Source organism: Sphingomonas oligophenolica (genome assembly GCF_039522915.1).
Taxonomy (GTDB): domain Bacteria; phylum Pseudomonadota; class Alphaproteobacteria; order Sphingomonadales; family Sphingomonadaceae; genus Sphingomonas; species Sphingomonas oligophenolica.
On the sequence record NZ_BAAAEH010000023.1, the window covers coordinates 132605 to 150051 of the forward strand.

Genomic DNA, 17447 nt, shown 5'->3' on the forward strand with positions numbered 1-17447 from the left:
AGGTTGCGTTTGCCGCCGCCACAACCCTTGGCTAGAGCGACGCGATGAACGACACCGTTTCCTTCGGCTATGAAGACGTTGCCCCTGACGAAAAGACGCGCCGCGTCGGCGGGGTCTTTTCCAGCGTAGCCTCGCGCTATGACATCATGAACGACGCGATGTCGGGCGGCATGCACCGGTTGTGGAAAGACCGCTTCGTCCGACGGGTGAAGCCGCGTGCCGGCGAGCAGATCCTCGATATGGCCGGAGGTACCGGCGACATCGCCTTCCGCCTGGCGAAGTCGGGCGCGGCGGTGACGGTCGCCGACATTAACCCGCAGATGCTCGAAGTCGGCGTGGAACGCGCCCAGAAGCGCGGCATCGACGGCCTGGTCTGGACCGAGGCCAATGCCGAGACTCTCGCCTTTCCCGATCGCTTCTTCGACGCCTACACCATCGCGTTCGGCATCCGGAACGTGACTGACATCCCGAAGGCGCTGCGCGAGGCCCACCGGGTGCTGCGGCGCGGTGGCCGGTTCTTCTGCCTTGAGTTCTCGACTACCCTGTGGCCCGGCTTCGCCGAGATCTACGACGCCTATTCGCACAAGATGGTGCCGAAGCTCGGCCAGCTGCTCGCCCATGATGCCGACAGCTATCGCTATCTGATCGAATCGATCCGCCGCTTCCCCGACATGACCCGATTCGAGGCAATGATCGGCGAGGCTGGCTTCGTTCAGACCAATGTCGAGCCGATGCTCGGCGGCCTCGTCGCTATCCATAGCGGCTGGAAGATTTGAGCCAGCCTTCATGACCGCGCCCGCCGTGCACCTCTGGCGGCTCCTGAAATGGAGCCGAATCCTCGCGCGTCACGGCGCGCTCGGCGGGATCGAGCGCGATCCGAACACGCCGCCGCGCGTCAAGCGTCTTGTCCGCATCGCCCGGTTCGGCGCGCGGGTGCCGAAGACACCGGCCTATGCCGATGCGCTGCAGGCGATCGGCCCGGCCGCAATCAAGCTCGGCCAGACCCTGGCGACCCGGCCGGACATCGTCGGCGAGGCAGCGGCCAAGGACCTGCTCCGCCTTCAGGACGCACTGCCCCCCCTGCCCTATGAGGTGATCCACGCGGCGATGACCCGCGCCTTCGGGCGGCCGCCCGAGGAGCTGTTCGCGTCGATCGATCCGGTGCCGGTCGGCGCTGCCTCGATTGCGCAGGTCCACCGCGCGGTCACCACCGACGGGCGCGACGTCGCGGTCAAGGTGCTTCGCCCCGGCGTCGAGGAGGAGTTCGCACGGGCGATCGACACCTATCAATGGGCGGCGGCGCAAGTCGAGGCGATGGGCGGCGAGCTTGCGCGCCTCCGCCCGCGCCTCGTCATCGAAACCTTCAAGCGCTGGACCGCGCGCGAGCTCGACCTGCGGAGAGAGGCTGCCTCGGCCTCCGAGCTGGCGGAGGCGATGACGGCGCAGCCCGATTACGTCATCCCCGAGATCGACTGGCAGCGGACCACAACCCGAGCGCTGACGATCGCCTGGGTCGACGGCATCAAGATCGCCAATCGCGAGGCGCTGGTTGCGGCTGGGCATGATCTGCCCAAGCTCGCCAACACGCTCGTCCATGCCTTTCTGCGCCAGGCGATCGCTGAAGGCTTTTTCCATGCCGACATGCACCAGGGCAATCTCTTCGCGCTGCCCGACGGCCGGATCGCGGCGATCGATTTCGGCATCATGGGCCGGATCGACCGTCGGGCGCGGGTGTGGCTCGCGGAGATTCTCTACGGCCTGATCACCGGCAACTATAAGCGGGTCGCTGAAATCCATTTCGAGGCCGGTTACGTGCCCGCCCATCACAATGTCGCCGAGTTCGCGACTGCGCTGCGCGCCGTCGGCGAGCCGATGCGCGGGCTCGCGGTCAAGGACATGTCGATCGGGATGATGCTCGATGGGCTGTTCAACATCACCCGCGATTTCGACATGCAGACCCAGCCGCACCTGCTGCTGCTGCAGAAGACGATGGTGATGGTCGAGGGTGTCGCGACCAGCCTGGATCCGGACATCAACCTGTGGGATTCGGCCGCTCCTTTCGTGCGCGAATGGATTCGCGACGAGCTGGGGCCGGAGGCAGCGGTGGCTGACCGCATCATCACCGATCTGCGCACCCTTGCCCGGCTTCCCGACCTGATCCGCAACATCGAGCTGCGCTACCCCGCCCCCGGCGGGGCGCCGCCCGCGCCGCCGCTGGCCGAAATAGAGGTCGTCCGGATCGGCGGCGGGTGGCGTTATGCGGCAGTCGCGGTGATCGTGGCGGCAATCAGCGTCGCGGCGACGTGGCTGGCGATGAGGTAGGATTTGGCCCGGCCCCTCACCCCTCTCTGGCTTACTGCCCCAAGCCGCTTCATCACGCTGAAGCGCCCCACGGCGCGCCTGGGGCTTCTCCTTCTCGCCATCCTGCTTGCCGCCAGCCTGACCGCGCTCGCCAGCCCCGGCCCACCGCCGGTCAGCCACGATCCAGCTCAGCGGGCCAATGACGAAGCCGATGTCGTGCTGTACGAGTCGATCGTCGCCGGTGTCCGCGGCGGCGGCGATTATTATGCGGTCACGGCCGAGGCGCTGCGGACCGGCAATTATCCGCTCAGGCCCTTCGTCACTTTCCGCCTGCCGACCCTTGCGCTCATCCAGGCGACCCTGCCGCGCCAGGTGACGGTTGCGCTGCTCTATCTCCTCGCCGCCGCCGTGATGATCGCCTGGTTCATCCGGCTGCGCGGCGCCTTTGCCCGTCCGCCGCCACTCGCGATCGCGCTGGTGCTGCTCGCGGGTGGCATGGTCGCCTTCATCCAGCCGGAGCTCGCCAGCTTCCACGAAGTCTGGGCCGGGCTGCTGATCGCGCTGTCGCTGGCGCTGCGCCGTCCCGAGCGCTGGGTAGAGGCAGTCGCGGTCGGGATGGTCGCGATGCTGATCCGGGAGACCGCGGCGCTCTATGTCGGCATCATGGCCGTTCTCGCCTTTGCCGAAGGGCGCCGCCGCGAAGCGCTTGGTTGGGGCGCAGCGATCGCCGTCTTCACGGTGGTGGTCGCCTTCCACGCCCACGCCGTGGCGCAGGTAGTCCGCCCGATCGACCCAGCCTCGCCCGGCTGGGCCGGGATGCTCGGCTTCGGCTTCTTCGTGAAGACGATGACTCTCTCGACCGCGCTCAATCTCGCCCCGATGCGGCTGGCAGCGCCGTTGGTCGGGCTAGCCCTGTTCGGCTGGGCCTCCTGGAACGACGCGCTGGCGCTCCGCGCGTTGACTATCTTTGCCGGCTACGCGGCGCTGCTTGGCCTGTTCGGACGCATCGACACCTTCTATTGGGGGTTGATGATCGCACCAACGATCCTGACCGGCCTCGCCTTCGCGCCCGATGGCCTGCGCGACCTTGTCGCGGCGGCGCTCGACAAGCGGAAGATCATCGTCACGAGGCTGATGCGATGAAGATCCTTCTCATCGTCGGCGGCGGCATCGCTGCCTACAAGGCCTGCGAGCTGATCCGGCTTGCCCGCAAGGCAGGGATCGAGGTGCGCTGCGTGCTCACCGCCGGCGGCGCGCACTTCATCACGCCGATGACGCTTGCCGCGCTTTCCGAGAACCAGGTCTTCACCAGTCTCTGGGACCTGAAGGACGAAGCCGAGATGGGCCATATCCAGCTCAGCCGCGAGGCGGACCTGATCGTCGTCGCGCCCGCGACCGCCGACCTGCTCGCCAAGATGGCGGCGGGGATCGCCGACGATCTGGCGACGACATTGCTGCTCGCGACCGACAAGCCAGTCCTTGCGGCGCCGGCGATGAACGTGCGGATGTGGCAACATGCGGCCACGCGCCGCAATGTCGCGACGCTGCGGGGCGACGGCGTGACGGTGATGGAGCCGGACGAAGGGCCGATGGCGTGCGGCGAATATGGCCCGGGCCGCCTCCCCGAGCCCGATGCTATCCTCGCCGCGATCCAACGCCAGCTTTCGGCGTGAGTCTGATGCTCGCCGGCAAGCACGTCCTGGTCACCGCCGGACCCACGCACGAGCCGATCGACCCGGTCCGCTATCTCGCCAACCGCTCGTCGGGGCGGCAGGGCTTTGCGATTGCCGCCGCGCTGGCGAAGCTTGGCGCGCGGGTCACGCTGGTCGCCGGCCCGGTGTCGCTCGCTACGCCCGCGGGCGTCGACCGAGTCGATGTCGAGACTGCGCGGGAGATGGCGGATGCGGTATCGCGGGCGCTCCCCGCCGATGCGGCAGTAATGGTGGCCGCGGTGGCTGACTGGCGCGTCGAGAGCGCGGGGCAGAAGATCAAGAAGGGCGTCCTCCCTCCGGTGCTTCACCTCGTCGAGAATCCCGACATCCTCGCCACGCTGGCGAAGAGCCCGGATCGTCCGAAGCTGCTGATCGGCTTTGCGGCGGAGACCGAGAAGGTGATCGAACATGCCAGCGCCAAGCGCCTGCGCAAGGGGGTCGACTGGATCGTCGCCAACGACGTCTCGGGCGATGTGATGGGTGGCGCCGCCAATTCAGTGCATCTCATCACCGCCGATGGCGTGGAGAGCTGGGAAAGACTCCCCAAGGAAGAGGTCGCCGCACGCCTCGCGGATCGCATCGCGACCGCGATCGACGCTGCCGATGCACACTCCGGATGACACGCCGCTCTTGAGCTGCGTCCGCTCTTCGGGTCGACAGGCTCAGGGCGAACGCTAATAGGAAGACCATGATACCCGCCCCCATCACCATCCTGCTGAAGCGACTCCCGCATGGCGCAGGTCTGCCCCCGCCTGCCTACGCCACCGAGGGCGCTGCGGGCATGGACGTCGTCTCGGCAGTCGACGCCGTGCTGGCACCTGGCGCCCGGGCGGCGATCGAAACCGGCTTCGCGATCGCGATCCCGCCCGGTTACGAGGTCCAGGTCCGTCCGCGTTCGGGCCTCGCCCTCAAGCACGGCGTCACCTGCCTCAACACGCCGGGCACGATCGACAGCGACTATCGCGGCGAGGTGAAGGTGATCCTGGCCAATCTCGGCCAGGAGCCCTTTGCGATTGCCCGCGGCGACCGGATCGCCCAGCTTGTTCCGGCCCCGGTCCAGCGCGCGGTGCTGGACGAAGTCGATACGCTTGAAGATACGGCACGTGGAAGCGGGGGCTTCGGATCCACGGGGCGGTGATGCTGGCGTTCTTGCTCTTGCAGGCTGCTGCGCCAGTGCCGACCGACTGGTCGGCATTGGCGCCCCTGCCCTATATGACGACGCCGCGGATGACGCCGCCGCTGGCGCGTTTCGTTGCTGACGAGATCGCGGCAGGACGCTGTACGCTGCCCAAACCCGCTGACGGGCATTATGTCGTGAAGGTCGACGTCGCCACCCTGGTCAGTGCTGACGGCATGGTGCGCCGCGCGGTCCCGCACGCGATCGATTGCCCGACAGTCGAGCAATATAGCGTCGGCCTCGTCCTTAAATTCGCCCGCGCCAATCTCCAGCCCCGTGCCGGCACCGCCGATATCTGGTACCGCGCGACGATTGTCTTCGATTGGACCGGATGAGCCTGACCGACACCGAGCTGGAGCGCTACGCCCGCCACATCGTGCTGAAGGAAGTCGGCGGCGCTGGCCAGGCGAGGCTGCGCCGCGCCGCGGTGGCGGTGATCGGCGCCGGCGGCATCGGCTCGCCCGCGATCCAGTATCTGGCGGCGGCCGGAATCGGGCGACTGATCGTGATCGACGACGATGTGGTCGAGCTGTCGAACCTCCAGAGGCAGACATTGTTCGGCGCGGACGACATCGGTACCTCCAAGGTGGGTGGCGCCGCCCGCGCCGTGGCGCGACTCAATCCGGGCGTGGCGATCGACGCGCGGCGAACCCGTATCGACGCTGGCAATGCCGGTGAGCTGATCGCCGGCGCCGATGTCGTGCTCGACGGCACGGACAATTTCGCGACCCGTCTCGCCGTGGCCGACGCTGCCTTCGCCGCGCGCATTCCGCTGGTCTCGGCGGCTGTCGGGCAGTTCGAGGGGCAGCTCGGCCTGTTCCGGGGCTGGGAGGCAGGCAAGCCTTGTTATCGCTGCTTCGTCGGCACCGATCCCGACCGCGCCGAGGCGAGTTGCGCCGAGGCCGGCGTGCTGGGCGCGATGACCGGCGTGATGGGCAGCCTCGCCGCGCTCGAGGCAATGCGCGCGATCATCGGTTTCGGCGACGACAGCGCCGGCAAGCTGCTGCTGGTCGATGCGCTCGCCTTCCGGTTCCGGACGATCACCTTGCCCAAGGACCCCGGCTGCCCGCATTGCGGATAAGCCTCAGTCCTTCGCCCAGACGATGACGACGCTCTTGCCGACCGAGCGCAGCAGGATCGGATCGGCGAGCCGGGAGAGCGGCACGATCGCCTTGTCCCAGAATCGCACCTGCGACCGGGTGGGCATTCCCTGCCGGAGCGCGACCTTGTTGGCCATCGAGGCCAGCATCCCGACAGAATCCATGTAGAAGGCAGTGATCTCGGTCATGTCGGGACCGGCTAGCCGACGCAGGCTGGTTTTGGTGTGACGGCGGAAATGGCCGATCGCCTTGTCGAAGGGGCTGTAGAGGAACGGCCAGGCCGGGCACAGCACGACGACCCTGCCGCCCTGACGAAGGCGGAGGTGCGCCGCCTCGATTTCAGCGCGATCGTCCTGGATATGCTCGAGAACGTCGATGTAGAGGATCGTATCGAAGCTCGGCTCCCGGGGCAGATCGGAGAGCGTGCCGGCGCGGCAATGGACCGGATAGGAGCAGCCCATCGCCGCCACCTCCCCCGCGAGCTGCCCCGCCATGGCAGGATCGGGCTCGATACAGGTCCAGCTGCGGACGCCCTCGATGCCGGCAAGCGCCTTCGACGTGGCGCCGAGGCCGGCGCCCACTTCGGCGACATCACCGGCGATATGGCTGCGCAGAGCTGATCGCAGATAGGCTTTCCAGTTGGCCGCCGAAGCGAAAAGGGTGAGCTCGTCGCCGACATAGTCGATCATCGACGCGGTCATGAACCATCGGCCGGCTGCGGTTCGCCGCGGCGATACAGCTGGTAGCGCCGCTCGACCAGCCTGGATGCATGTTCCCTGGGGATGTTCTGGAACGAGGACCGATTGCTGAGCTGGAGAAAGGCGATCATGATCGGCAACATCACCGCTTGAACGCTCAGCAGGACAGCGAAGCCCAGGGCATTGGTCGTCCATCCCGGTATCGCCATGTCAGTGAAGATCCGGATGCAGATCACGACGATCACCGCCACGACCGCGATTGCGAGGATGCCGAAGCTGGCCAGCAGAATCCGCACGAACACCGCATCCGAAAATACCGAGATCGCGCCCAGGCCGTGCGTGACGAGGCCGACGAGCTTCATGTGCGAGCGCCCGGCATAACGCGGGCCGCGGGCGGTCGGCACCCGGTGGATGGGGATTTTCGCCTGGATCAGCGTTGCGGCGAAATTGTTCCAGATATTGGCGTTGTGGACGAGGCGGCCGACATGCTCGCTGGTCAGGACCGAGAAATTGCCGAAGTCGATCCGGTTGCCGGTCAGCGCGCGGAAGATCTGGACGTAGAGCCAGTAGAACAGACGGAAGCCGACGGTTTCGGATCGCTTGTAGCGCTGGGCGACGACCGCTTCGCCAGGCACGGCGGCGGCCGCATCGACCATCTGCTTCAGCTCAGCGGGGCGGTCCTCCCCGTCGGCATCCATGATCGCCACCCTCGCGGCATGCTGCTCGCTGTCGGCTTGGACGAGACCGACCGCGATCGCGCGCTGGTGCCCGACATTCATGGTGAGCCGCAACACGCTGATGCCCGATATGCAGCCCGACAAGTGCGGCACGGCGGGCGCCGTATTCGAGCAATCGTCGACCGCGATGATCTGGACGTCATACTGGTCTGCCGGCATCGCGGTTTCGATGTCGCGCAACAGACAGGCGAAGGATTCCCAGTCATCATAGACCGGCGTGACGATCAGGAGTTCAGTCCGGGGGTGCGATCCATCAGGCTCCGACTGGCGCACTTTTGATCCCGATCCTGCCCATGTCCACCAGGTGAATGGACGAGCCGCCAAAGCCGCGCAATGGCAAACAACAACGCAAGCGCAACTGGCCAATATGTCACGCCTTGGCTAGTCCCGCTGTCGTCGACGGAAACAGGGGGCAACTATGAGCGAAGGCGCCAGAGCACGATCCCGAGGCCTTTCCGGATTTCTTCGCACCCCCATCCTCCCGGTCGCCGCACTGGCCTTGGTCGTGCTGATCGCCCTGGTCTCCGGGTCGACCCGCCAATATATCTATGACGAACCTTTTTACCTCGAAGGTGCGCGCGTCCTCGTCCGGGGGGCAAGCTTTCGCGATTTCCTGCTTGCGCCGTTGAACACGCCAGCCGGGCCGCTTTATGCTGTCATGCACTGGCTTCTGGCGCCGCTGACCGGCCTGCGGCCTCCCGCCATCCGCGTGCCCAATCTGATCCTGTTCGTCGCCGCCTGTGTCGCGATCGCCTATGCCATGGGGCGCTGGCGGCTGAGCAACCCCTGGGCCCGCACCGCAATGCTGCTCGGACTCCCGATCATGTGGGTGAGCGCGGGCATGGCGCTGACCGAAATGCCGGCGCTCGCCTTTGCCAGCTTTTCCCTCGCCGCGGCGGCATGGGCGATGACGGGCGCGCCCGAGGCCCGTCTTCGTCCATGGGTCGGCTTCATCCTCGCCGGGCTCTGCCTCGGCGTGGCGGTGCTTGGACGACAGCCTTATTTGCCCGCCGCCGGCGGATTCCTGCTGATCGCGCTGTTCGAGCCGAGGTTCCGCTGGCCAGCCGCCCTGGCAGCGATCCTCGCCTGCGCCGTTCCGCTTCCCGTCTTCCTTGTCTGGGGCGGCCTCGTCACCCCGCACGAAGCACGGGTGGGGGGAATCGACCTCGGCCACGGCGCGCTCGCCTTCGCCTATATGTCGGCGCTGATCCTGATCCTGGCGCCAGCCTATTTCATGACGAAATGGAAATGGTCGCTGGCGGCGGGGCTTGTCGTCGGGCTGGCGATACTGCCCTTCGGGGGCATGCCCAACCCCGTCGCCCCCGGCATCGTCGCCCATCTGCCGCCGGCGCTCGCCGCGCTTTTCCAGCTCGGCATCTCAGTCGTGCTGGTCGGCGGCGGGGCAAGCCTGATCGTTGCGTCCTGCATCAATATCCTGGACCGGCGCGACGACCGCATCTTCGTCCTGATGGTCGTGCTGACGCTTGGCCTGACCTCGACCGCCGCCGCCGTCGTCCATCTCTTTTCATCGCGTTATCTGATGACCGCCTTCCCGTTCGCGCTGCTCGCGGTGCAGCCCTATTTCACGCCGTCGCGCTGGGCAGCGGTGCGCCTCGCCGGCGGCGCGCTGGTCGGTTTCCTTTCCTTCGTCCATTATCTGCAGGTCGCGCCGCTATCGGGCTGACCGCATTGCTGCCGCGCAGTTAAGCAATATTTGGCGTCCGCGCCCTACACCGTCACGCAGCGCGACGATTCGAACTGGTGAGACATGGGTAAGCACGAGAGCAAGGTCCTGGTCGTCTTCGGCACGCGGCCCGAGGCGATCAAGCTGTTCCCGGTCGTCGCCGCACTCCGGCGGACGCCAGGCCTCGAGGTGCGCACCTGCGTCACCGCGCAGCATCGCGGCCTGCTCGACCAGGTGCTGGGCATTGCCGGGCTGACCCCTGATATCGACCTCGACCTGATGGAGCCGGGCCAGAGCCTCGACCGCCTGACCGCCCGCCTGCTGACCGGGCTGGGTGATGTGATGGATGCCGAGAGACCCGACCGGGTCATCGTCCAGGGCGACACGGCGACCGCGATGGTCGGGGCGCTCGCTGCCTATTATCGCAAGGTGCCGGTCAGCCATGTCGAGGCCGGGCTCCGCTCGGGCGACATCTACCAGCCCTGGCCGGAGGAGGTGAACCGCCGAATCGTCGCGCCGATCGCCGACCAGCATTTCGCGCCGACCGAAACGGCGGCCGAAGCGCTGCGGCGCGAGAATATCGATCCCGCCATGATCCATGTCACCGGCAACACAGTGATCGACGCGCTCCACGCGACGCGGGCGCGGCTCGCCGACGATCCGTCGCTCGCCGCCGGGCTCGATCCGATTGCCGAGCGTTTCGCCGGCAAGCGAATCATCCTGGTCACCACGCATCGGCGCGAGAATTTCGGCGGCGGCATGGAAGCCATTGCCAGCGCGCTCGGTCGCATCGCCGACCGGCCCGACACGGCGATCCTGTTTCCGGTCCATCCCAATCCCAATGTCGTATCAGTGATGGACGCGATGCTGGGCGACCGGCCGAATATCGCCCGGATCGATCCACTCGACTATCCGCATTTCGTGCGTGCCCTCGCGATGTGCGAGATCGCGCTGACCGATTCAGGCGGGGTGCAGGAGGAAGCGCCGGCGCTCGGCAAGCCCGTGCTGGTGATGCGCGAGACGACCGAGCGCCCCGAAGGCGTCGCTGCGGGCACAGCAAAGCTGATCGGCACCGACAGCGAGAGGATCGTCGAGGAAACATCGCGGCTGCTCGACGACGGGGACGCGTATTCGGCGATGGCCCGCGCGCACAATCCGTTCGGCGACGGCCATAGCAGCGAGCGCATCGCCGCCATCGTCAGCGCAGGATTCGGCTCCGGCGATTAGCCGGCGAACGGCTGCGCCGCAGCCCGGGTCGCATCCACAAAAAGGCCGAAAAGCTGGCTGTTCCTGGCTGTTCCGGCCAACATTTTTTTTGCTGGCTGTTATGCTGGATGCCGGGGCGCTGATTTACGGCCTGCTTTCAACAAGTTGCGGACGACCTGGCTGTTATCGAATAACAGCCAGCTATCAGCCAGCTAACAGCCAGCGTATCAGCCAGCGTATCAGCCAGCGTATCAGCCAGCGTATCAGCCAGCGTATCAGCCAGCTTGCTGGCTGTTCCGCAGATTAACAGCCAGCGCCGATTGTCCAACAGAGTCAACGGTGAGAAAGAGCAGGATGGGTGCCCGGAAAGCACGCCGCCCGCGCCCGCCCGTGCCACAGTCTATTCCCAGCTTGAATCACGGCATTGCGCCCGCGGCTGGATGTCGCCGACGCCAGGGTTGCCGAGACGGAGGCGCCGCCGATCCTGGCCACCTCGAGCCGCGGCCCGACGTCCTGTCACACGCCGTAACGGCCGATTTCAGATAGTGTCTCAGTTTGAATTTTGACCGATCGGCTGTCGCATCCGCCGCCCGCTTCCTATGTGCTTAGCGCAAGGCATGGAGGCGATGTGACATTGCAGGAGTTCGTTGACGAGCCGATCCGCCGCGCGGCAGCGGCCGGTTATCATCCGACGACGTTCATGGCTATGTGGTCTAAGGATCGCTCGCCTGCTCCTATTGAGCGCCTTGTGATCTCAAGCGAAGCGGGGGCCTTACAAAAAGCGCGGCGCTTAGTTAGAGGATTCCCATGCGAATAGGCCTTCTCTGGACAGCGCTCATCGTAGGATTACAAGTAATACTGCTTTGTATCGCGACGTTTGCGGAATTTGCCAGCGTGATGCTGCCATTTGGTGGGATACCGTACAGCTGGAACCTGCTGTGGCTTAACCTACACTGGCTCATCGCATTGTTCGTCGGCCTTACACTCACGGCTGCATCAGCTTACGCGTTGGTAGCGGAGCGACGGCGAGATTCAAACTGAGACACTGCCCGATCTCAGGCGGCCTTGTTCCGCAGTGGCCCAAAGCGTTTCCGAAATATTCACCGTCATCGGCGACAACGAGGATCGGTCCGCAGTGGCTCGCCCGATCGTCGGGCCGTCCGCGCCCGAGGAAATTAGGAAAGTCCCCGCCGATGCTTTCGGATCATGAGCTCAAGGTCGTCGTCGTGGGCCTTGGCTATATCGGCCTTCCGACCGCGGCGGTGATCGCGCGGACGGGCGCCAGGGTGCTCGGCGTCGACGTCACCCAGTCGATCGTCGACACGGTCAATTCGGGCAGGGTGCATATCGAGGAGGTCGATCTCGATGGCCTCGTCTCGGGCGTCGTCGCGCGCGGATCGCTGCGCGCCTCGACGATGATCGAGCCGGCGGACGTCTTCGTCATCGCTGTCCCCACCCCGTTCGGCGACGATCACGCGCCCAATATCGGCTATGTCCTCCAGGCGGCGACGACCGTGGCCGCGGTGCTGAAGGCGGGCGATGTCGTGATCCTCGAATCCACCTCGCCGGTCGGCACGACCGAGAAGGTCCGTGACCTGCTCGCACAGCTCAGGCCCGACCTGAAGGTGCCGGGCAAGACAGCCGACAGTCCCGACATCGCCATCGCCTATTGCCCCGAGCGGGTGCTGCCCGGGCGCATCCTCGTCGAGCTGATCGACAATGACCGGGTCATCGGCGGCATCACGCCGCGCTGCGCGCGCAAGGCCCTCACTTTCTATCGCCGTTTCGTTCGCGGCGCCTGCGTCACCACCACCTCGCGCGCCGCCGAGATGACCAAGCTCACCGAGAACGCCTTTCGCGACGTCAATATCGCCTTCGCCAACGAGCTCAGCCGGGTCGCGGACACAATGGATGTCGATGTGTGGGAGGTGATCCGCCTCGCCAATCGCCATCCGCGGGTCAACATCCTGTCGCCCGGGCCTGGCGTCGGCGGACATTGCATCGCGGTCGACCCCTGGTTCCTCGTCCATGCCGACCGCGCCAACACCTCGCTGATCCGCACCGCGCGCGAAGTGAACGATGCCAAGGTCGACTATGTCATCGAGCGCGCCGCTGCGATGATCGCCGCGCATCCCGGCATGCCGGTCGCGTGCCTTGGCCTCGCGTTCAAGGCGAATATCGACGATTTCCGCGAGAGCCCGGCGCTCAAGGTCGCAACGGCGCTCGCCGCGCGGTTCGGCGACCGGCTGCACATCGTCGAGCCTCATGCCGACATGCTGCCGTCAGCGTTCGACGGCACCGCTGCGCGCCTGACCGATATCGACACGGCAATCGAGACCTGCCCGATCATGGTGGTTCTGGTCGATCACGACATCTTCAAATCAGTGCCGCTCGACGAACGCGCCGACAAGATCGTGTACGACACCCGCGGTATCTGGCCCGATCAACCCAGGGCCGCGCCCAGGCCCGAACCGCTGCGCCTGGCCGGCTGACGGCCCGGCTGACGGCATCGCCTCCCGACTGGACTCACGCAGGGCTATCGCTTAGCCGAACTCAGCTGTGCCGGAGCGTGCCGGCGTGTGCGGGGTATCGATGAGCGACGCTGAGACTTCGGTGACGGAAACGATCGCCCCGGCCGCGACCATCGTCACGGCGGCACCGCCGGCGAAACGCTCGCGCAACCGCATCGAATCGATCCATAACCTGCGTGGACTCGCCTCGCTTGCCGTGCTGTTCGATCACCTGGTCGCCACGCCCTATGTCGCCGCGCCCGCGGCGGTCGCTGCGATCGGCATTCTCGGCAATTACGGGGTGACCGTCTTCTTCTTCATCTCGGGCTTCGTGCTGCCCTATTCGCTGCAGAAATCGAACTACCGGATCCAGGATTTCCCGATGTTCATCGCCCGGCGCTTCGTCCGGGTCGACCCGCCCTTCTTCGTTGTCGTCGGGCTGACCTTGCTGCTGAACGTGCTTCTCGGCGTCGTGAAGAACACGCCCTATCATATCGACTGGCTTCAGGTTTTCGCGCACGTCGCCTATATCGCGCCGCTGCTGCACAAGCCCTGGCTGCTGAGCGTCTTCTGGACCTTGTGCACCGAATTCCAGTTCTACATCACGATCGGGCTGATCTTTCCGATCCTGGCCAGATATCCGATCCCGATCGCAATCGCCTGCGCTGCGTGCATGTGGCTCTACGTACCCGGCTATTTCCCGACCGACCGGCTGCCCCTCGGCGAGCGCGAGATCATCTTCGCTTATCTGCCCTCGTTCATGGTCGGCATGGCGACCTTCCTGTACCGCGAAAAACTGGTGAAATTCCCCACCTTCGCGGTGGCAATCGCGATTTCGGTGGTGGCGCTGTTCTTCAAGGCGCCGATCGACATCTCGATCGTCGCGCTGATCACCATCGTCGTCGTGATCTTCGCGTCCTTCTACAATGTGGTCCTCGATTATTTCGGCAAGATTTCCTATTCGCTCTACCTGATCCACCTGCTGGTGATCCTCGGAATCCTGCCTGTTTTCCACCGCTTCGGGCTGCCCTGGTATGTGATGATGGTGATCGGCGGCGGCATATCGATCGGCGCGGCGACCCTGATCTATCATTTCGTCGAAGGGCCGGCGCTCGCGATGTCGAAACGCCTGAGGCTCAAGCCGCGGCCGACGCCACCGAAAAGAGACAGTCAGGCAGCGCTAGAACTGGACGCTATCCCTCAAGTTGGTAAGGCGAACTGAATCGCGCCTTCGCGATTGTGTGACGTCAGGAGCCGCAATGACAAAAACCGCCTTGATCACCGGGGTCACCGGCCAAGACGGCGCATATCTGGCCGAATTGCTGCTGGCCAAGGGATATGACGTTCATGGCGTCAAGCGCCGCTCCTCTTCGTTCAATACTGCGCGGATAGACCATCTCTATCAGGACCCGCACGTGACGGGCGCGCGCCTGCATCTCCATTATGGCGACATGACCGATTCGACGAACCTGATCCGGATCGTCCAGGAAGTGAAGCCCGACGAGATCTATAATCTTGCGGCACAGAGCCATGTCCAGGTGAGCTTCGACACCGCCGAATACACGGCCAATGCCGACGCGATCGGCACGCTCAGGCTGCTCGAGGCGCTGCGGCTGCTGGGCCTTGCCGAGACGACCCGCTTCTATCAGGCGTCGACCTCGGAGCTTTACGGCCTCGTCCAGCAGGTGCCGCAATCCGAAACCACACCCTTCTATCCCCGCTCGCCTTACGGCGTGGCGAAGCTCTATGCCTATTGGATCACCGTCAATTACCGCGAAGCGTACGGCATGCACGCCTCGAACGGAATCCTGTTCAACCATGAAAGCCCGCTGCGCGGCGAGACGTTCGTCACCCGCAAGATCACCCGGGCCGTCTCAGCGATCCATCTCGGGCTTCAGGACATGCTGTGGCTCGGCAATCTCGACGCCAAGCGCGACTGGGGCCATGCGCGCGACTATGTCGAGGGCATGTGGCGCATCGTCCAGCAGGACAAGGGCGACGATTTCGTGCTGGCGACGGGCGAGACCAACACGGTCCGCACCTTTGTCGAGCTTGCCTTTGCCGAGGTCGGGATCACGCTCGAATGGAGCGGCACCGGTGTCGACGAGGTCGGGCGATGCGCGAAGACCGGCAAGACCCTGGTCAAGGTAGATCCCCGCTATTTCCGCCCGACCGAGGTCGAGCTGCTGATCGGCGATCCTGCCAAGGCCAAACGCGTGCTTGGCTGGGAAGCGACGACGACGCTTGCCGAACTCGTCTCCGAGATGGTGCGCGAAGACCTCAAGGCAGTCGCCCGCGAGGCCGAGAGTCGCCGCCCCGACGAGGAGCGGCCAATCTCGCTCTACGCGGCCAAAGGGTAAATCGGCAGAGGGTGATCGACGGCACCGACGCGAAGCGAAAGCCGAAAAAGCAATGGAATCGACCGTGGCAACCCCGCTTCAGGGCTATGACGCAGATGAGGGCGAATCGCATTCGCACGCCTATCTCTTCCCGATCCTGTTGCGGATATTGGCCGAACACCCGGTCGGGCGGATTTTCGAGCTCGGCTGCGGCAACGGCACGACCGCCGCGATGCTTCAGGCACGCGGATACAGCATCATCGGAGTCGATCCGTCGGTGTCGGGCATCGAGATCGCGCACCGCGAGTTTCCCCAGTGCCGGCTCGAATCAGGCTCGTCGGACGAGGATCTGCGGGCGCGTTTCGGCACGTTCGAGACAGTGGTGAGCCTCGAGGTCGCCGAGCATGTCTATTCGCCGAAGCTCTATGCGAAGGCGATCTTCGACCTGCTCGAACCCGGTGGCATCGCGATCGTCAGCACGCCCTATCACAGCTATCTGAAGAACCTGGCGCTTGCGGTCAGCGGCAGGATGGAGAGCCATTTCACGGCGCTCTGGGAAGGCGGCCATATCAAATTCTGGAGCCGGAAGACGCTCAGGACGCTGTTCGACGACGCCGGCATGGACGAGATCGCCTTTTATCGCGTCGGCAGGGTGCCGGTACTGGCGAAATCCATGGTTTCGGTCTTCCGCAAACGGGAAGCGCCGCAAACCGGTGCGTGACCTCGACGCCCATAAGAGTCGTGACGGCGCCGCCACACCGAAGCGGGTCGCCTTTTACGTCGGCGGCTTCGAGCGGGTCGGCGGAATAGAGGCCTTTCTGTTCGACCTGCTGACCAGCCTGCCCTCTGACAGCAGCGACCGCTCGATGTTCGTGTGGGCCCAGAATCTGCCCGAGTTCGGCGCCATCGAGCAGAGCGGCACGAAGGTCTTCCGGACCGCGCTTCGTTCCGGCTGCCGTTATGGATTGCCCGACGCGCTGCTGTTCGCCCGTCATGGCCGGCGGCTGAACCATGTCGATCGGATCGTGTTCGCCAAAACCCCTCCTCGGGCGATCTTCGAAAAGATCGTGCACATGGCTCGGGCCCGACGCCCCCAGGCCGCCGAACTCGTCTTCGTCACGCCCTATCGGCCACGCGAGATGTGGCCAGACCGGCTCCCCGACTATATCGCAAAGGGGCTGGATCGAATCCTGGTCCAGAGCAGCGATTTCGCGCGGGACCTGCGGGAGATGGGCTTTGCCGGCGCGATCGATCTCGTGCCCTATGTTCCGCCGGCCGCGGCGGCCGAGCCGGTCGAGGCGCCGCGTGGAGATCGCCCCTTCCGCCTGGGCTTTCTCGGGCGCTTCGTCCCCCAGAAGAACCTTTTCTACCTGCTCGATATCGTTGAAGCGCTGCGATCGAGCGCGATCGAGCTGCACATGTTCGGCGGGGGCGACCATGAGGCAGCGCTCCGCGAGGAAGCGCGCAAGCGCGACCTGCCGGTCATCTTCCACGGCGTCGTACCGCGCGATACAGTGCCGGGCGCGATCGACCGGTGCGACGCGTTCATCAACCCTTCCGTCTCGGAAGGACAGTGCCTTGTCGCGCTCGAGGTGCTGAGCCGCGGCCGCGCGTTCATCGCGACGCCGGTCGGCGCGATCCCGGAGATCCTCGGCAAGGGCAGGCTTGGCGTGATCCTGCCGCTTGGCGATGTTCCCGGTGCGGCGGCTGTCGTCAACGGCTTTCTGGAAGAATGGAAGACCGGCGGCTGGCGCGCGGGTGACATTGCGGCCGCCTATTCAAGCGCCTATTCGCGCGCTGAGATCATCGGCGACTATGATAAACTGCTGTAGCGGGGCGATCGCCCTCCCCTTCGAGTTGGGCAATATGCGATGAGCGACGTGTTTTCACTGGCCGGCAAGCGCGTCTGGGTCGCCGGCGAGCACGGCATGGTCGGCCGGGCGATCGTCCGGCGGCTCGCGACCGAGGCGTGCGACATCGTGT

The 17447-nt window shown here is 65.5% G+C and carries 15 protein-coding genes and 1 pseudogene; 14 read left to right on the forward strand and 2 right to left on the reverse strand.

Translation table 11 applies throughout. The features are described 5' to 3' along the window. The first annotated feature begins 44 nt into the window (after positions 1 to 44). The 7 genes and pseudogenes from ABD050_RS12850 (at position 45) to ABD050_RS12880 (ending at position 6271) form a co-directional block, all read left to right on the forward strand. The gene (locus ABD050_RS12850) at positions 45 to 776 is read left to right on the forward strand and encodes a class I SAM-dependent methyltransferase (RefSeq protein WP_343889757.1); all 732 of its coding nucleotides are present in this window, start codon (positions 45 to 47) and stop codon (positions 774 to 776) included. Positions 777 to 786: 10 nt separating this feature from the next. Further along, complete coding sequence (ubiB, locus tag ABD050_RS12855) at positions 787 to 2322, forward strand: 2-polyprenylphenol 6-hydroxylase (protein WP_343889758.1); 1536 nt, start codon at positions 787 to 789, stop codon at positions 2320 to 2322. 3 nt (positions 2323 to 2325) lie between these two features. Then, entirely contained in the window at positions 2326 to 3444 is a 1119-nt protein-coding gene (locus ABD050_RS12860; protein WP_343889759.1) for a glycosyltransferase family protein, read from the forward strand. Continuing rightward, positions 3441 to 4633, forward strand: a pseudogene (coaBC, locus tag ABD050_RS12865) (bifunctional phosphopantothenoylcysteine decarboxylase/phosphopantothenate--cysteine ligase CoaBC). The gene ABD050_RS12860 and the pseudogene coaBC overlap by 4 nt, the downstream one beginning before the upstream one ends. A 68-nt stretch (positions 4634 to 4701) precedes the next feature. Next, on the forward strand, positions 4702 to 5151 hold the full coding sequence (dut, locus tag ABD050_RS12870) for a dUTP diphosphatase (protein WP_343889760.1): 450 nt from the start codon (positions 4702 to 4704) through the stop codon (positions 5149 to 5151). Then, positions 5151 to 5525, forward strand: coding sequence for a hypothetical protein (locus ABD050_RS12875; protein WP_343889761.1), 375 nt, complete (start codon positions 5151 to 5153; stop codon positions 5523 to 5525). Before dut ends, ABD050_RS12875 begins: the two co-directional genes overlap by 1 nt. Then, positions 5522 to 6271, forward strand: a complete 750-nt coding sequence (locus ABD050_RS12880) for a HesA/MoeB/ThiF family protein (RefSeq protein WP_343889763.1) — start codon at positions 5522 to 5524, stop codon at positions 6269 to 6271. The genes ABD050_RS12875 and ABD050_RS12880 overlap by 4 nt, the downstream gene beginning before the upstream one ends. A 3-nt stretch (positions 6272 to 6274) precedes the next feature. Here ABD050_RS12880 and ABD050_RS12885 read toward each other — a convergent pair whose 3' ends face one another. Next, positions 6275 to 6991 (reverse strand): class I SAM-dependent methyltransferase, encoded by a 717-nt coding sequence (locus ABD050_RS12885; protein ID WP_343889764.1) that lies wholly within the window; start codon positions 6989 to 6991, stop codon positions 6275 to 6277. Next, a complete protein-coding gene (locus tag ABD050_RS12890) occupies positions 6988 to 7998 on the reverse strand; it encodes a glycosyltransferase (protein ID WP_343889765.1) in 1011 nt (336 codons plus the stop codon). Before ABD050_RS12890 ends, ABD050_RS12885 begins: the two co-directional genes overlap by 4 nt. A gap of 145 nt (positions 7999 to 8143) precedes the next feature. On the opposite strand from ABD050_RS12890, the gene ABD050_RS12895 reads away from it, so the two are divergent. From ABD050_RS12895 to ABD050_RS12925, 7 genes are all read left to right on the forward strand, one after another. Then, positions 8144 to 9409: a hypothetical protein gene (locus tag ABD050_RS12895; protein ID WP_343889767.1), complete on the forward strand. Its 1266-nt coding sequence runs from the start codon at positions 8144 to 8146 to the stop codon at positions 9407 to 9409. Between the two features lie 84 nt (positions 9410 to 9493). Then, positions 9494 to 10636, forward strand: a complete 1143-nt coding sequence (gene wecB / locus ABD050_RS12900; RefSeq protein ID WP_343889768.1) for a non-hydrolyzing UDP-N-acetylglucosamine 2-epimerase — start codon at positions 9494 to 9496, stop codon at positions 10634 to 10636. A 1172-nt stretch (positions 10637 to 11808) separates the two neighbouring features. Beyond that, on the forward strand, positions 11809 to 13107 hold the full coding sequence (gene wecC / locus ABD050_RS12905) for a UDP-N-acetyl-D-mannosamine dehydrogenase (protein WP_343889769.1): 1299 nt from the start codon (positions 11809 to 11811) through the stop codon (positions 13105 to 13107). A 100-nt stretch (positions 13108 to 13207) separates the two neighbouring features. After that, on the forward strand, positions 13208 to 14347 hold the full coding sequence (locus ABD050_RS12910) for an acyltransferase family protein (RefSeq protein WP_343889770.1): 1140 nt from the start codon (positions 13208 to 13210) through the stop codon (positions 14345 to 14347). Positions 14348 to 14384: 37 nt separating this feature from the next. Next, positions 14385 to 15485, forward strand: coding sequence for a GDP-mannose 4,6-dehydratase (gmd, locus tag ABD050_RS12915; protein ID WP_343889771.1), 1101 nt, complete (start codon positions 14385 to 14387; stop codon positions 15483 to 15485). A gap of 52 nt (positions 15486 to 15537) precedes the next feature. After that, the gene (locus ABD050_RS12920; RefSeq protein WP_343889772.1) at positions 15538 to 16185 is read left to right on the forward strand and encodes a class I SAM-dependent methyltransferase; all 648 of its coding nucleotides are present in this window, start codon (positions 15538 to 15540) and stop codon (positions 16183 to 16185) included. Next, the gene (locus tag ABD050_RS12925; protein ID WP_343889773.1) at positions 16178 to 17296 is read left to right on the forward strand and encodes a glycosyltransferase family 4 protein; all 1119 of its coding nucleotides are present in this window, start codon (positions 16178 to 16180) and stop codon (positions 17294 to 17296) included. Before ABD050_RS12920 ends, ABD050_RS12925 begins: the two co-directional genes overlap by 8 nt. The last annotated feature ends 151 nt before the right edge of the window (positions 17297 to 17447 follow it).

What these genes read in the sequence shown, in the direction of transcription:
- ABD050_RS12850 (WP_343889757.1), top strand. Translation starts at nt 45, where the DNA reads ATGAACGACACCGTTTCCTTCGGCTATGAAGACGTTGCCCCTGACGAA.
- ubiB (WP_343889758.1), top strand. Translation starts at nt 787, where the DNA reads ATGACCGCGCCCGCCGTGCACCTCTGGCGGCTCCTGAAATGGAGCCGA.
- dut (WP_343889760.1), top strand. Translation starts at nt 4,702, where the DNA reads ATGATACCCGCCCCCATCACCATCCTGCTGAAGCGACTCCCGCATGGC.
- ABD050_RS12875 (WP_343889761.1), top strand. Translation starts at nt 5,151, where the DNA reads ATGCTGGCGTTCTTGCTCTTGCAGGCTGCTGCGCCAGTGCCGACCGAC.
- ABD050_RS12880 (WP_343889763.1), top strand. Translation starts at nt 5,522, where the DNA reads ATGAGCCTGACCGACACCGAGCTGGAGCGCTACGCCCGCCACATCGTG.
- ABD050_RS12885 (WP_343889764.1), bottom strand. Translation starts at nt 6,991, where the DNA reads ATGACCGCGTCGATGATCGACTATGTCGGCGACGAGCTCACCCTTTTC.
- ABD050_RS12895 (WP_343889767.1), top strand. Translation starts at nt 8,144, where the DNA reads ATGAGCGAAGGCGCCAGAGCACGATCCCGAGGCCTTTCCGGATTTCTT.
- wecB (WP_343889768.1), top strand. Translation starts at nt 9,494, where the DNA reads ATGGGTAAGCACGAGAGCAAGGTCCTGGTCGTCTTCGGCACGCGGCCC.
- wecC (WP_343889769.1), top strand. Translation starts at nt 11,809, where the DNA reads ATGCTTTCGGATCATGAGCTCAAGGTCGTCGTCGTGGGCCTTGGCTAT.
- ABD050_RS12910 (WP_343889770.1), top strand. Translation starts at nt 13,208, where the DNA reads ATGAGCGACGCTGAGACTTCGGTGACGGAAACGATCGCCCCGGCCGCG.
- gmd (WP_343889771.1), top strand. Translation starts at nt 14,385, where the DNA reads ATGACAAAAACCGCCTTGATCACCGGGGTCACCGGCCAAGACGGCGCA.
- ABD050_RS12920 (WP_343889772.1), top strand. Translation starts at nt 15,538, where the DNA reads ATGGAATCGACCGTGGCAACCCCGCTTCAGGGCTATGACGCAGATGAG.